12 protein-coding genes and 1 pseudogene are annotated in these 14,126 nt (G+C 64.6%); 9 read left to right on the plus strand and 4 right to left on the minus strand.

What is annotated here, in order from left to right; translation table 11 throughout:
• Nucleotides 1-19: 19 nt before the first annotated feature.
• The gene (locus tag ACYPXD_RS01695) at nucleotides 20-916 is read right to left on the minus strand and encodes a LysR family transcriptional regulator (protein WP_459706734.1); all 897 of its coding nucleotides are present in this window, start codon (nucleotides 914-916) and stop codon (nucleotides 20-22) included.
• Between the two features lie 778 nt (nucleotides 917-1,694).
• Here ACYPXD_RS01695 and ACYPXD_RS01700 point away from each other — a divergent pair.
• Nucleotides 1,695-2,987, plus strand: a complete 1,293-nt coding sequence (locus tag ACYPXD_RS01700) for an alpha/beta hydrolase family protein (protein WP_459706737.1) — start codon at nucleotides 1,695-1,697, stop codon at nucleotides 2,985-2,987.
• 45 nt (nucleotides 2,988-3,032) lie between these two features.
• Here the strand turns inward: ACYPXD_RS01700 and ACYPXD_RS01705 are convergent, their stop codons facing one another.
• Nucleotides 3,033-4,208 carry a permease gene (locus ACYPXD_RS01705; protein ID WP_459706739.1) on the minus strand — a complete coding sequence of 392 codons (1,176 nt, stop codon included), beginning with the start codon at nucleotides 4,206-4,208 and terminating at the stop codon, nucleotides 3,033-3,035.
• A 198-nt stretch (nucleotides 4,209-4,406) separates the two neighbouring features.
• Between ACYPXD_RS01705 and ACYPXD_RS01710 the strand changes: the two genes are divergently transcribed.
• A complete protein-coding gene (locus ACYPXD_RS01710; RefSeq protein WP_459706741.1) occupies nucleotides 4,407-4,799 on the plus strand; it encodes a hypothetical protein in 393 nt (130 codons plus the stop codon).
• A 34-nt stretch (nucleotides 4,800-4,833) separates the two neighbouring features.
• Here the strand turns inward: ACYPXD_RS01710 and ACYPXD_RS01715 are convergent, their stop codons facing one another.
• Nucleotides 4,834-5,094 (minus strand): hypothetical protein, encoded by a 261-nt coding sequence (locus ACYPXD_RS01715; RefSeq protein ID WP_459706974.1) that lies wholly within the window; start codon nucleotides 5,092-5,094, stop codon nucleotides 4,834-4,836.
• 338 nt (nucleotides 5,095-5,432) lie between these two features.
• Between ACYPXD_RS01715 and ACYPXD_RS01720 the strand changes: the two genes are divergently transcribed.
• The 7 genes from ACYPXD_RS01720 (at nucleotide 5,433) to ACYPXD_RS01750 (ending at nucleotide 13,756) form a co-directional block, all read left to right on the plus strand.
• Complete coding sequence (locus tag ACYPXD_RS01720) at nucleotides 5,433-5,975, plus strand: 2,4'-dihydroxyacetophenone dioxygenase family protein (protein WP_459706743.1); 543 nt, start codon at nucleotides 5,433-5,435, stop codon at nucleotides 5,973-5,975.
• Nucleotides 5,976-6,004: 29 nt separating this feature from the next.
• Nucleotides 6,005-6,832 carry an alpha/beta fold hydrolase gene (locus tag ACYPXD_RS01725; RefSeq protein ID WP_459706745.1) on the plus strand — a complete coding sequence of 276 codons (828 nt, stop codon included), beginning with the start codon at nucleotides 6,005-6,007 and terminating at the stop codon, nucleotides 6,830-6,832.
• A 143-nt stretch (nucleotides 6,833-6,975) separates the two neighbouring features.
• Entirely contained in the window at nucleotides 6,976-8,337 is a 1,362-nt protein-coding gene (locus tag ACYPXD_RS01730) for a TAXI family TRAP transporter solute-binding subunit (protein WP_459706747.1), read from the plus strand.
• A 156-nt stretch (nucleotides 8,338-8,493) separates the two neighbouring features.
• Entirely contained in the window at nucleotides 8,494-8,865 is a 372-nt protein-coding gene (locus tag ACYPXD_RS01735) for a superinfection immunity protein (RefSeq protein ID WP_459706749.1), read from the plus strand.
• 243 nt (nucleotides 8,866-9,108) lie between these two features.
• Nucleotides 9,109-10,326: an MFS transporter gene (locus ACYPXD_RS01740; protein ID WP_459706751.1), complete on the plus strand. Its 1,218-nt coding sequence runs from the start codon at nucleotides 9,109-9,111 to the stop codon at nucleotides 10,324-10,326.
• A 183-nt stretch (nucleotides 10,327-10,509) separates the two neighbouring features.
• Complete coding sequence (locus ACYPXD_RS01745; RefSeq protein ID WP_459706753.1) at nucleotides 10,510-11,706, plus strand: cytochrome P450; 1,197 nt, start codon at nucleotides 10,510-10,512, stop codon at nucleotides 11,704-11,706.
• A gap of 145 nt (nucleotides 11,707-11,851) precedes the next feature.
• Nucleotides 11,852-13,756 (plus strand): tetratricopeptide repeat protein, encoded by a 1,905-nt coding sequence (locus ACYPXD_RS01750; protein ID WP_459706755.1) that lies wholly within the window; start codon nucleotides 11,852-11,854, stop codon nucleotides 13,754-13,756.
• 20 nt (nucleotides 13,757-13,776) lie between these two features.
• On the opposite strand, the pseudogene ACYPXD_RS01755 reads toward ACYPXD_RS01750, so the two are convergent.
• Nucleotides 13,777-13,902, minus strand: a pseudogene (locus ACYPXD_RS01755) (YciI family protein); the annotation flags it as partial.
• Nucleotides 13,903-14,126 lie beyond the last annotated feature (224 nt).

A 14,126-nucleotide genomic window follows, 5' to 3' on the forward strand; every position in this document is an offset into this window, starting at 1 on the left:
ATTCCCGCATTCAGAAGATTCACGACCCGCGCGACGTCGCGCTGTCGATCAGTTGCTCCGCGAGCAGATGCGCGTGCGGCGTGAGCGCCGCGAAATCGCGCGCGCAAAGATGCAGGCGCCGCGTGGTCCACGGCTCCGATAGCGGCACGATCGAAAGACCGGGCCGGCGCAAGGTTTCGGCCGACACGAGCGACAGGATCGCGATGCCGATGCCCGCCTCGATCAGCATGCCGATATCGTCCAAGCCGCGCATCTGAATACGGTAATGCAGTTGTTTGCCGAGACGCGATGCGCGTTCGGCGAGATGGGTTTCGAGCGCGGCATCGGAGAGGCCGACAAAGGGCTCGTCGAGAATCTCCGCAAACGCGACCGATTCGGCGCCGCCGATCCGATGCGAACGGCTCGCGACGACGACGAGTTGATCCTGCATCAGAAGATGCGACTGCAACGAACCGAGGTCCGCGATATCGGCGACGATGCCGAGATCGGCGCGCCCTTCCGCAAGCGCGGGCACCATCTCCGAACTGGGCCGCTCGTCGACATCGATCGACAGATCGGGAAAACGCGCGAGGAAACGGCACAGATGCGGCGGCAAGAACGCCGCGAGCGCCGCGGTATTCGACAGCAGACGGATGCGTCCTTTAAGGCCGGTCGCATACGGGCGCATTTCGCCGCGCATCTGTTCGACCTGGTCGAGAATCGCGCGCGCATGGCGCATCAGGACGACACCGGCCGGCGTGGCCTGCACGCCGCGGCGATTGCGATCGAGCAAGGGCGCGCCGAGCGCGGCCTCCATGCCGGCGATGCGTTCGCTGACCGACGCGAGCGCAAGGTGCATGGCCTGCGCGCCTTGCGTGAGGCTGCCGCGTTCGACGACCGTCAGGAAAAGCCGCATATCGGTCAGGTCAAAACGCATGCGTTGGCTCTCCTGTGATGGCGCGTGCGGGCATGCTGCGCGCCCGCGTTCAGACTGCCGTTTGCCGTTTCGCTTGATGTCCGGCTTTGCGTCCGGTTTGCGTCCGGTTTGCGTCCGGTTTGACGTCCGGCGGCATTGCACCGCCCGCTTCGGTTTTGCCGAAGTCTAGCATTGGAAATGCCAGATTGTGAGTGCTTAGCTTCGCCGTTAGCATCGCCTCCATGCCTCTTCTCCCGGCCCGTTACCCCCCCGGCCCCGGCTTTTCCCGACCTGAGGATAAGGAGACCATGATGTCGGTCCTGCTCGATACGCTCGGCTCGCTTGCCATTCTTGTCAGTGTTGCGATGCATCTGGCGTGGAGACCGCGTCAGCCGCGCCGGAACTAGCAAGCCGGTTTCAAGTTTCGCCGCGGCGCGCCGTTATACGTGTTCAACGCGGTTCCCGCTTCTGAAACCTCGCAAACTTTCGTGCTGCTTTCGCGAACGGATTTCAGCGGCGTCCGGCGTGAGACCCGCATTCGAATGCGCAGGCTGCAACCCGTGCGTGGCAGCCTGCGCATTGAAATCGGCAACGAAACCCGCGTCCGGCCCGGCTCCCGAACCCGCGTCAGACGCCTGTCATCACAGCGATGCGTCGCCCGCTTATCCGGCCCATCCACACCGTGCTTCTGTGCGCAACGCTTTTCAGCGCACTTTCCATCGCACCTGGCGCCCCCGCCGCATGGGCCAGCGACACGCACGACCTTCCGCCCGCGCCGCTAAACGAAACCGTCCTGACGGTGCCCGTCGACACGTCGCCGCCGGTGCGCCTGGAAGTCACGCTCTATATGCCGTCGCGCGGCGGGCCGTTCCCGCTCGCACTCGTCAATCACGGCGCGTCGCACGACCCGGCGAGCGCGCCGCGCGTCGCGGACCAGTTCATCCCTTACTACTTCCTGTCGCGCGGCTACGCGGTCGCGATGCCGATGATGCGCGGCTATGCCGGCTCGGGCGGTCATCTGCGACCGCACGGCTGCGACGTGAGCGCGATCGGACTCGACGCCGCGCACGACATCCGCAAGGTGCTCGACGTCGTCAAGCAGCAGCCGGGCATCGACGCATCGCGCATCGTCGTCGCGGGCAAGAGCATGGGCGGCTGGAACACGCTTGCGTTCGGCTCGATGAACCCCAACGACGTCAGCGACGTGAAGGGGCTGCTCGACTTCGCGGGCGGCGTCAAGGAAGGCGACTGCGAGACGCCGGACGCGAGCCTCGTCAGCGCAGCCGCGCAATTGGGCTCGCACACGCGCTTGCGTTCGATCTGGTTCTACGGCGAAAACGACCAGATCTTCCCGACCGCGACGTGGCGCCAGATGTATGCGCAATACACCGCGGCGGGCGGGCACGCGGAACTCGTCGACTACGGCGCCTTCCAGAAGGACGCACATGCAATGACCGCGTCGGGCGCCGGCCTGCCGCTGTGGGTGCGGAAAGCCGATGCCTTTCTGCGCAGCATCGGCATGCCGGGCACGGAGACGCACCCCGAGTATCTGCCGGGCCACGCGCCAGGATCGACCACCTACGCGGCGCTGAACGATCTCAAGGCGATTCCGTATCTGACCGACGATCAGAAGGAAAAGCTCTATCGTGGCTTTCTGGCCGCGCCGCTGCCGCGCGCGATTGCCATCGGCATGTCGAATGGTTCGTGGGCGTCCGGTGGATTCGATCCGTCCAGCACGGCGCTCGAACGGTGCTGGCAAACCGCGCAGTATTGCCAGCTGTACGCGGTCGATAACACGGTGGTCTGGCCGCGGCTCGCCGATGCGCCGCCGGCCACGACCTTCGCGACGCTCGCGAACGCATCGGCGGTGCCGTATCTGAACGCTCAGGGTCGGCTTGCCTATGCAAAGTTCCTGACGATGCCGCGGCCACGCGCCTTTGCGATCGCGCCGGACGGCGCATGGGGTGCATCTTCGGGCGTCGATCCGATCAGCGATGCGCTCGTTCGATGCGCGAACGGACACGCCAATTGCCGCCTCTATGCCGTGGACGGCGATGTCGTATGGAGCGCGACGGGCGGCCCGTCACCGTAACGTGCCGTATGCCCTGACGAGCTGACGAGCTGACGAAAGCGGGCGCTACGTTTCGCGGCGATCGTGCGAATGGCCCGCGTGATCGTGCTCCCCGTGCGCCATCATCCGCATCATCTCGGGACCGCCGGTTCGGAAGAACACCAGCGTCAGCACGACGAACACCGCGCCGAACGCGATATCGAGCACCGTCGTGTAGTTAAGCGTGATCGACGCGCCAACCACCGCCGCAGTGCGCTGCCGCGGCACCCAGCCGCTTAGCTGAAACAGCGCTTCGACCAGCAACGCCGCCACGACCATCGCCACATAGAACGTGACGGCGATCAATACCGTCATGCGGCCACCGTAGTACTTCCGGTAAATATTCAGGATCGGAATGATGATCAGGTCGCCGAAGATAAACGACGCGACGCCGCCAAAGCTCAAGCCGCCTTTCCACAGCACCGCCGCGAGCGGCACATTGCCGACCGAGCACGTAAAAGACGCAACGGCGATCAGCGGGCCGATAAACGCACCCCACATCATCGCGACATGCGGATCGTCGGCAAAAAAGAAGCGCTGCCAGAAGCTGTCGGGCACCCACGCAGCGAGCGCGCCGGCAATCAGCAGCCCCGCGCCGATATCCTTCCAGAGCATCGCCCAGTTCATCACGTAGCCGTGGCTGATCGCGATCCAGCCGTCCTTCGACAACAGACGCTGTTTCCATGTGCCCTGCTGCGCGGCCATTGCCATCGATGCATGCCCTTCCATGCTGCCGGCGATGCCCTTATCGGCCTGCTCGATCGCGGACTTTCTCAGCGTGCCCGATAAAAACAGCCGGAATAGCAGCGCGAGCACGACAATCATGATCGGTCCGCCGATAAATTCGGCCGCCGCGAACTGCCACGCGAGCAGAACCCACATCAACACGCCGATCTCGAGAACGAGATTGGTGGCCGCCATCTGGAACGCCATCGCGGCGGTGAAGTTGCCGCCCTTGCGAATAATCGAACGCGCCATGGCGACCGCGGCATACGAACATGACGACGACACCGCGCCCAGCACGCTCGCGCGAAACAGGGAGCGCGGCGATTCGTCGGGCAGCAGCCGCGACATTTCCGCGCGGGAAACGAGCACTTCGACGATTGCGGAGAACAGGAAACCGAGGCTCAAGCCCCAGAAGATCTGCCAGAGCATCGTGAACGCCACCCACCATGCGTGGCCAAGCGCGTCGGCGATTTGCATACGGAGCTCCGTCGCTGGGGTACTGCATCACGAGTACTGCATGTTCAGTACTGCACGACCGCTTTCAATGCGTGAGTGATGGCAAACCGCGGCTGCAACACGGCATCGCAGCGCTTTTCATCGTAACACTTGACCTTCCGTCATGGGAATGACCGACACTGGCCGCACCTGTCATGGAGTCTCCAGCCGAGCATCGCGATGAAATCTGGCCTTTTCCGTCGATTCAGCGTCCACGCCGCCGCACTGGTATTGATATTCGGCGCGGCCAACGCGGCCGGCGGCTCGACGAACCGGCTCGCGGCGGACAGCGCGAACGGCACATTGCTGTCGTCCTTCGAATGGCATGCGCACAGGGTGATGCAGGCCATCGGTAGTGCGCCGTACCTTGGCGATCTCGACGCCGGTTTCGTCGCACATTTGACCGCGTTTATCGGGGCAGCGAACCGCTCGGCACAGGATCACGACGCACACTTGCGGCACATCGCGGAGCAGATTGCCGACGGACGAACGAAAGAGATCGGTTCGACAAAAAATTCGATGAAAAAAGTGCCGGTTCCGCCGTGGCAGGCGGCGAAGACGCCCGTTCGATAGATGACAGGCAACCGCAATACGACGAAGACGCCCGTCAATCGACGTCGGCGTTGTCGATTTCCTTACGCTCGCGCCGCTCCTCATTGCCGCGACGCGCGCGCAATCGCTGCCGCGACAACCGCACGATGACTTCGCCGGTGCTCGCGCCCGCGGGGATCTCATTGCGAATGACTTTGGGGACCATCGGCAAGCCCTGACGTTGCCTGCGCAGCGCCTTCGCGATCGCCGCGCGGCACTCCGAGCCGTGGCAGTCCCACTCGTCACGAATTTTTTCGCAGTAAGGGCACTTGTTCATAGTGTCAAGTTTACCCGTAAACGGGGATCGCCTTTGGTGCGCCGCCGCGTGGACCATACGTGGACCATCCGTCCGCCCAACTGCGGCGCACGCGCATCGCCGCGTGACATTTATGACGTGTCAAGCAAATGACTGTTCTCCGCGTTCCACATCAATTCCGTCAGCGGGCGCGCCAGGCCTGTCGCAGCAAGCCCAGTGCCGCACGCGTGCGGCCTGTATCGGCCCGCAGCCTCGAAAATCATTCTTGTCACGCGTGTCAATGATTGACTATAGTACTCGCGTCGCACGGCCCTGCAATCGCGCCGGCATTCCCGATACCGATCAAAGGAGATGGCAGCATGACCTCGCAACCCGCAAACGTACCCGACCCGAGCGCGGTTCCCTATCAACTCCCGCAACCGCCGTTCATGTCGGGCGACCTCGTGCACAAGGGCGTCATCAAGGACTGGCTCGAAGACGACAGGCTGTGGGTGCCCAGCACGCCGGCCGTATCGTTCAAGCCGCTGATGTTGAATACGAGCCAGGGCTACTTCATCAATCTGCTGCGCGTGCGCCAGTCCGGCATCGTGTCGCGGCACCGCCATGCGGGCGCGGTTCATGCAATCGTGCTGAAGGGCCGCTGGTACTACCTCGAGCACGACTGGGTCGCCGAGCAGAATTCGTATGCATTCGAGCCGCCCGGTGAAACGCACACGCTGTTCGTGCCCGACGATGTCGACGAAATGATCACGTGGTTCCATGTGACGGGCGGCTACGTGTTTGTCGATCCGCAAGGCGTCGCGCTCGGTTACGAGGACGTCTTCACGAAGCTCGAAGCGGCGCGCCGCCACTATGAAGCCATCGGGCTGGGCGCCGGCTACGTCGAGCAGTTCGTTCGTTAATCGCCCCCCTTCGGTAGGAGAGTTGAACGATGACGATTCAACGAAAATCCGTAGACGTCGATGGCATCGCGGCAAGTTATCTGACCGCTGTGACGCGCAGCAACGCCGCGCCCGTGGTACTGCTGCTGCACGGCACGTACTGGAGCCGCGTCTGGCAACCGGTGCTCGAAGACCTCGCGGCTGCGGGCCTGCGGCCGATCGCGGTGGATCTGCCGGGGCTCGGCCGCTCGGCCGGCGAGCTCGATGTCGAACACGCATCGGTGCCCGCGCTCGCCGCCTGGGTCGTGCGCTTCGCGCACGCGCTCGGAATCGAGGGCCCGCTGTACCTGGCCGGGCACGATATCGGCGGCGGCATCGCGCAACACATGCTCGTCGACGGCAAGCTCGAAGTGAGCCGGCTCGCGCTCGTCAACGGCGTGATGTTCGATTCATGGCCGGCACCGGCCGTCGCGCGGTATCGCGATCCGGCTGTTGCGGCCGCAACGACGCCTGCCGATATCCTCGTCGCGCGCCGCGCTTCCGTGATCGCGGCACTCGCCCGTCCCGCGTCAGAAGAGGAAATCGCCGAGTATCTGAACCCGTGGACCGATCCGCGCGTCGCGCGCTCGTGGCTCTCGCTGGCGCGCGCGGCCGACGCCCGCTATACGCTCGACATCGTGCCGGCGCTGCTTGCGTCGGCGGTGCCGAAGCTGCTCGTATGGGGCGAAGACGATGCGTTTCAGCGCGTCGAGTTCGCGGAACGCTTCGTCAGGGAAATTCCGCATACGACACTCTTGCGCATCGCCGCGGCCGGGCACATTCCGATGGAAAACAATCCGCAAGCGGTCGCACATGCGCTGATCGGCTTCTTCGCCTGACGGCGGCCGCGCCGGTAAATCCCGCGCGGCCATCGGCAGATCAGTCCTCCTTGCTACCCCACTATCGGGATGCGCTATGATCTTTGCCGCAGGCATAGAAACGCGGCCCACCATAGCGCATAAGCCGATCACGGGGAGTGAGAATGCCAAAACGCAACCCCGCGTTGCACCGCATTCAGACCGCAGAGAAAATGACGCCCGCGCGCCGGTGGACGCTGATCGCCGTCGTGCTGATCGTGCTCGCGGCGCTCGTCGGGGCGGCGTGGTCGCTTGGCGAGCCCGCGGTGCGCAGCACGATCGTCATCACCACCGGCGCGAACGGCGGCATCTATCGCGGCTTTGCCGAGCATTACGCGCCGCTGCTCAAGCGCAAAGGCATCACCCTCGATATCCGTCCGTCGTCGGGCTCGATTGAAAACTACCAGCGCCTCGCCGACCCGAATAGCGAATACGAGGTCGGCTTTATCCAGTCCGGCACGGTCCAGCCGAAGGACACCGACAATCTGCAGACAATCGCCGCGGTTTCGTATGAACCGATCTGGGTGTTCTACCGCGGCCCCGAGACGATCGACCGGCTCATGCAGCTGCGCGGCAAGCGCATCTCGATCGGCGTGCGGGGCAGCGGCTTACTGAACGTATCGCAAACGCTGCTCGGCCTCGCCGAGGTGACCCGCGAAAATTCGACGCTGCTCGAACTGGATGCGACCGAGGCGTATCACGGCCTCGAAAACGGCACGCTCGACGCGGCCTTCTTTATCGGCCGGCCCGACGCGCCAATGCAGCAAACGCTGCTCAACAGCAACCTGAAACTGATGAGCTTCGCACTGGCCGACGCGTTCGTGCAGAAATTCCCGGCGCTCACGAAGATCACCTATCCGCGCGGCGCGACGAGCATCGCCAAGGATCTTCCGCCCGAGGACATCACGCTGCTTGCCGCGACCGCGCAACTGGTCGCGAAAGATTCGCTGCATCCGGCGCTCGCCTTCGTGCTGCTCGAAGTCGCGAAGAACGTGCACAGCGGGGAAGACTACTTCACCCCGGTCGGCGCGTTTCCCAATCTGAACACGGCCGAGTTTCCGGTTTCCGACGAAAGCGAGCGCTACTTCAAATCCGGGCCGCCGTTCCTGCAGCGCTATCTGCCGTTCTGGCTCGCCAGCTTTATCGAACGGCGTCTGCTGATACTCGTGCCGTTTCTCGCGGTGCTGGTCGGCCTGCTGCAGGCGTTGCCGCGCATGCTCGAGACCCGCATCAAGAAGCGGCTCGTCGTCTGGTACCGCGAACTGAAGTCGCTCGAAGACGAGATATGGAAGACCGCGCAACCGACGCCGGAGCAAGTCGAACAGTGGCGCGAGGAAATCGAGGAGATCGACGCGTACGCGGGGCAAATCCGCATGCCGCAACGTTACTTTCAGGATGTTTACGCGTTGAAGCAGGCCATCGCCGTGGTGCGCCACCGGATCGTGCAGATTGCCGCGCACACCTCGCACGCTAACGTACCGGATTGATAGCCACGGACGATTGTTCACGAATTGGCGATTGTGATTTGCGAACTACCCTGTTTCGTCATCACCCTGAACTGACCTACATTGGATCAAACGGCGCCGCGCCCGCTATCACGGCTGCAACGCTCGTATGGACCAATAGGAAAAAGAGGTGATGCAATGGCCAAGTATGTCGAAGCGATCGGACTGATCGGTGCACTGGTGGTATACCTCGTGCCGTCGCTCGAAGCAGATGCACGCGAACACCGCCACGCGTTCGCGATCACGATGATCAATGTTTTTCTGGGCTGGACCGTGATCGGCTGGTTTGCCGCATTGCGCGCGGCACGGTCGCCCGATGGCGGCGCACGGCTCGCGCAGATCGCGCGCTCGGCCCGCGTGGCGATTGCGCGCGGCACGATCGACAAGCTTGTCAGGCATGCCCAGCATAATGCGCCGTTCAAGCCGCGGCTTGCGGAAGTGAGAGTCGCCGACGTGCGTCACGTGCACTTCGATCGCCACGTGAAGAACAGTCACCGCACATTCCGATAAGCGATCTTTCCGCGCCGCGCAACTCAGCATTGCGGGGAATGCGTAGAGGGGGCAGCCAGCGGCCGAGGCGTGCTCGAGGCGTGCTCGAGGCGTGCTTCTCCCGGCCGCATTCTTACGCGCGGTTTCCTTAAAGCTTGCAAGCTTGCAGTACGGCAGTCAGCAGAGAATCCGTGCATTGACGATAATCGGGTGCGCCGTCTTTTTCCGCGGTTTTCCCGCAGTCTCCTCACAGACCGGTATTCGATGCAATCCGCCTCCGGCACGCCACGCACGTCCACCGCCTTTTTGCTGCTCGCGCTCGCGTTCGTCATCAATATGATGGGCACGACGCTTCCCACCGCCGTCTACCGCTATTACCGCATTGCCTACGGCTTCACGCCGGCCACGATCACCGTGATCTACGCGTGCTATGCATTCGGTGTGCTGGCCGCGCTGCTGATGGTCGGTAACTGGTCCGATCAGTTGGGCCGCAAGCGCATGCTCACTTACGGGCTCTTCGCAGCGGCGGCGTCGGGCGCGGTGTTTCTCGCGAGCACGAGCCTTGCCGGACTGATGGCGGCGCGGCTGATATCGGGCGTGTCGGCCGGCATTTTCACGGGCACCGCCACCGTTGCGGTTATCGAAGCCGCGCCGGCGAAGTGGCGCAATGCCGCAACGCTTGCGGCCACGGCGTCGAACATGCTCGGCCTCGGCTTCGGACCGGTGCTCGGCGGTCTGATCGTCGAATATCTGCCGGCGCCGATGCGCACGCCTTATGCCGTGCATCTCGCGCTCGTCGTCATCGCGCTTTGCGCGGTACGCAGCGTGCCGGAAACCGCGCACCCCCCCGCCCGCGCCACGTTGCGCATGCAGCGCATTGCGTTGCCGCGGTCCGTGCGCGCGGCCTTCGTGCCCGCCGCGCTATCGGGCTTCGCCGGATTCGTCGTGGTGGGATTCTTCGCGGCGGTCGCGCCGCAGTTGATGCGCAGCCAACTCGGTTTTCGCAGCGACGTCACGATTGGGCTCGTCGTGTTTCTGCTGTTCGCGTCATCCGCATGCGGACAAGCATTGCAAGGGCGGTTCGCGCCGCGCTGGCGGCAACCGGCCGGCTGCGTCGGCCTGATCGCGGGCCTCGCGCTCGTGGCGCTCAGCAGCATGTGGGACGCGAAGAGCGCACTGATCGCGGGCACCGTGCTCGCCGGCCTCGGCCAGGGCGCGAGCTTTCGCGCCGGGCTCGGCGAACTGACCGCGCGCAGCCCCGGCGATGCGCGCGCCGCCGTGACATCGGCCTATTTTGTGGTGCTCTACGTCGCGATCTCGCTGCCTGTTATCGGGCTCGGCATCGCGACGCAACGGACCGATATCCGTCACGCGACACTGCTGTTCGCCGCGGTCACGATCGTCGTCGTGATCGCGGCGCTCGGCTTTCTTGTGGGCAGCAAGCGCACTGCACAGCCCGGCGCCAATGCGCGCGGCGAATAAACCTCAGCAGCGCATAGCGGTGCAAAGCGTACGAGGCGGCCCGATTTGACCGCACGCCGGGAATAGGCCGCCCGGTCGAACGTTCTCGTGAGCATCGGCGGACCACCGTCCGACCGGTCGCCCCCGGCGATACACAACCGGGTGGTTCCCTCACCTGCCGTTGGGACCGATACCGAGCCCCCTATGAACCTTGCCGACTTCGCCACCCCTTCGTTCCTCGCGAACCCGTACCCCGTCTACGACGCCCTGCGCGAAGCAGGCCCGCTCGTGCCGGTCGGGCCCAACCAGTTTGTCACGGGCCGTTATGACATCGTCGACAGGCTGCTGCACGATCGCCGCATGATTCACAATTTCCAGTCATCAGTGCGCAAACGCTATGGCGAGGAAGGCGCAAAGCAACCGGTCTTGCTCGGCTATAGCCGGATGTTCCTGCTGATGAACCCGCCCATGCATACGCGGCTGCGCGGCCTGATGATGAAGGCCTTCAACGCGCGGCAGATCGAATCGATGCGCGATATCGCGCGCGCGAGCGCCCAGCGTCTGATCGACCGCTTCGAAAGCGACGGCAGCGTCGACATCATGGCGGCCTACGCGATGCCGTTCCCGATCGAGATCATTTGCCGGATGCTGGACGTGCCTGTCGAACATGCGCAAAAGCTCGGCGAAGCGATCCGGCACGTGGCCAAAATGCTCGACATGACGCCAGTCGATGACGCGCAGCTCGCGATATCGAACGAGGCCTACGAGACGCTCGAGACGTACTTCTCCGGCGTCATCGAAGCGCGCCGCAAGCAGCCGGGCGCCGATCTGGTGTCGATGCTGCTCGAGGTCGAGGAACAGGGCGAAACGCTCACGCACGATGAAATCGTCGCGAACGTGATCCTGCTTTACCTCGGCGGTCACGAGACCACCTCGAACATGATCGGCAATGCGTTGATCGCCCTGCAGCGCCATCCGCAGCAATTCGATGCGCTGCGCCAGGATATGACGAAGCTGCCGAACGCGATCATGGAATGCCTGCGCTACGAAGGCTCAGCGCAGCTATCGGGCCGCACCGCGAGCGAAGACATGGAAATCGCCGGCGTACCGGTGGCGCGCAGCTCGATTGTCTATCTGTCGCTCGGCGCGGCCAACCACGACCCCGCGAAGTTCGATCATCCGGACCAGCTCGATATCGACCGCGAACTGCCGCGCGTGCTCACGTTCGGCGGCGGCGTGCACCATTGCCTCGGCTATCGGCTCGCCCTGCTCGAACTCGAGACCGCGCTCGGCGCATTGCTGAAGCGCCTGCCCAAACTCACCGTCGACGGACTCGACAAGCTGCACTGGAACGGCCGCAGCAGTCTGCGCGGCGTCGAGACGCTGCACGTGCGCTGGTAACCGCGCTGGCGACCCCGCCGTTGCGCTGGTAACCGCTGAAAGCGGCAAACGGCGCGCGGAAGGCATCAGAAAGGCAGACGGGCGATAATCCGTCGTTCAATGACCCCTTACGGGGGCCTTTCCTTCGCGCCCGTGCCGCTCGCCCATGACGTCTTCCGATTCGCCGCGCAACGATGCGCAACTGCTGCAGGCCGCCGTCCTGCTCTATACGAACAAGCGCTTTGCCGATGCGCTGACGGCCCTGCAACCGATCATGCAGCAGCGCGCGGCGAGCGCGACGCGCGCGGCGGCGTTCAATCTGGCAGGCGTGTGTGCGCAAAATCTCGAGCGGCTCGCCGACGCCGAACAGTTCTGGCGGCGTGCGCTCGAAGACAAGCCCGACTACGCGGAATCGCACAGCAATCTCGGCAGCCTTTACAAGCGGCTCGAGCGTCTGCCCGAAGCGGAAGCGAGCTTTCGCGCGGCCATCGCGTGCCGCGCCGATTACGTCGAAGCGCATTACAACCTCGGTCTGCTGCTGCATCGCATCGGGCGTGCGCAAGACGCGGAGGCCGCCTATCGCAAGGCAATCGAGCTGCGCCCGAATCTCGCGCCCGCGCACAACAATCTCGGCGTGCTGCTGCATGACGAAAAGCGCTTCGACGAAGCGCAGGCCGCGTATGTGCAGGCGCTGGCCGGCAATCCCGAGTACGGCGAAGCGTATTTCAATCTCGGCAAATTGCAGGTGGACCGCGACAAGCTGCGCGAGGCGGAAGTCATGTACCGCGCCGCGCTCGTCGCGGAACCCGACCTCGTGCAGGCGCATCACCATCTCGGCTCGCTGCTGAATCTGCTCAAGCGCTTCGACGAAGCCGAAGTGTCGCTGCGTCACGCGCTGAGGCTCGCGCCGCATCTGCCCGACCTTCATACGAGCCTCGGCAGCACGCTGATCGAAACCGACCGCTACGTCGACGCCGAAGCGGCGTGCCGCACCGCGCTCGCGTTTCAGGACAACAGCGCAAATGCATTGCATACGCTCGGCATCGCGCTGTACCGGCAGGGCCGCATCGACGAAGCCGAAGCGGCGTACCGCCGCGCCCTTGAAATTCATCCGGAGCTGGCGTCGGCGAAATTCGGCCTCGCCGCGCTGTTGTTGCAGGCGCAACGTTACGACGAAGGCTGGCCGCTTTACGAAGCGCGCCACGCACGCGGCGACGGCCAGACGCGCGCGAAGGCGCCCGATGTGAGCTGCCCGCGCTGGCAGGGCGAACCGCTTGCGGGCAAGTCGCTGCTGATCTGGCGCGAGCAGGGTTTCGGCGACGCGCTGCAGTTCGGCCGCTATATCGCGACCCTGAAAGCGCAGGGCGTCGCGCGTCTCACGTTTGCGTGCCCGCCGGCGTTGAGCCGGCTATTCAGAAGCGTCGAGGGCGTCGATGAGGTGCTCGATACGCTCGCGGCCGTCTCGCAAGGCCAGTACGACTACTGGACCTTCCTGCTCAGCGTGCCGGGCCTGCTCGACGACAAGACGCTGCCGCCCGCGCAATTCATCACGCCCGACGCGAGTCTCGTCGATACGTGGCGCGGCCGGCTCGAAGGCCTTGCGGGCCGCAAGATCGGTCTGGTCTGGAAGGGCAATCCGAAGCATGTGAACGACCACAAGCGCTCGCTGCCGTCGCTCGATACGCTTGCGCCCTTGTGGAATGCGGCGAATGCGAGCTTCGTGAGCCTGCAAAAAGGCGCCGGCGAAGACGAAGTGAGCTACGCGCCGGCCGGGCAGCCGATTCTGCCGCTCGGCCCGGAACTCACCGATTTCGCCGATGCGGCGGCCGTCGTTGCGCAGCTCGATCTCGTGATCAGCGTCGATACGGCGATCGCGCATCTGGCCGGCGCGCTCGGCAAGCCATGCTGGGTCATGCTGCCCGCCAGCGACAACGAATGGCGCTGGACCCATGCGCGCAGCGGGCCGGCGTCGCCGTGGTACGCGGACACGATGCGCGCGTTCCGGCAGCCGGAGCCCGGCGATTGGGCGCAGGTGGTCGAGGCGCTGCGGGCGGAGCTGGCGGGGCGCTAAGCGGTACGCGCGGCAGCGGCGGCCGGCAGCACGCCGGCCTTGACGAGTTCCTCGTTGAAACGGCCCATGGCCGCGAACATGTCGGTATCCGGTAACTGGCCTGGTTCCGATTCGGGCGACGCTTTGACGATCACCATGACGCGCATCTTCGTTCTCCTTGACGGGTGGGGAGAAGCCGCCGCGCCCGATCCGGCGCCCGCACGGCGGCTTTAACCCTGCGACGAATCGGCATGGCCGAAATCGACATCGCGCGCGACAATCCCGCGAAACGAAGCCGAGCGACGGATTTCGACCGGCCGCGCGTTAAACGGTAAACGAGCGATGCGGGCCGGGGATGCGGCCGGAGCCGGGTCGCCAGGTTCCGCGCCGC

Source organism: Paraburkholderia sp. 2C, assembly GCF_054589215.1.

What these genes read in the sequence shown, in the direction of transcription:
- ACYPXD_RS01705 (WP_459706739.1), bottom strand. Translation starts at nt 4,208, where the DNA reads ATGCAAATCGCCGACGCGCTTGGCCACGCATGGTGGGTGGCGTTCACG.
- ACYPXD_RS01710 (WP_459706741.1), top strand. Translation starts at nt 4,407, where the DNA reads ATGAAATCTGGCCTTTTCCGTCGATTCAGCGTCCACGCCGCCGCACTG.
- ACYPXD_RS01725 (WP_459706745.1), top strand. Translation starts at nt 6,005, where the DNA reads ATGACGATTCAACGAAAATCCGTAGACGTCGATGGCATCGCGGCAAGT.
- ACYPXD_RS01720 (WP_459706743.1), top strand. Translation starts at nt 5,433, where the DNA reads ATGACCTCGCAACCCGCAAACGTACCCGACCCGAGCGCGGTTCCCTAT.
- ACYPXD_RS01735 (WP_459706749.1), top strand. Translation starts at nt 8,494, where the DNA reads ATGGCCAAGTATGTCGAAGCGATCGGACTGATCGGTGCACTGGTGGTA.
- ACYPXD_RS01740 (WP_459706751.1), top strand. Translation starts at nt 9,109, where the DNA reads ATGCAATCCGCCTCCGGCACGCCACGCACGTCCACCGCCTTTTTGCTG.
- ACYPXD_RS01730 (WP_459706747.1), top strand. Translation starts at nt 6,976, where the DNA reads ATGCCAAAACGCAACCCCGCGTTGCACCGCATTCAGACCGCAGAGAAA.
- ACYPXD_RS01715 (WP_459706974.1), bottom strand. Translation starts at nt 5,094, where the DNA reads ATGAACAAGTGCCCTTACTGCGAAAAAATTCGTGACGAGTGGGACTGC.
- ACYPXD_RS01745 (WP_459706753.1), top strand. Translation starts at nt 10,510, where the DNA reads ATGAACCTTGCCGACTTCGCCACCCCTTCGTTCCTCGCGAACCCGTAC.
- ACYPXD_RS01750 (WP_459706755.1), top strand. Translation starts at nt 11,852, where the DNA reads ATGACGTCTTCCGATTCGCCGCGCAACGATGCGCAACTGCTGCAGGCC.
- ACYPXD_RS01695 (WP_459706734.1), bottom strand. Translation starts at nt 916, where the DNA reads ATGCGTTTTGACCTGACCGATATGCGGCTTTTCCTGACGGTCGTCGAA.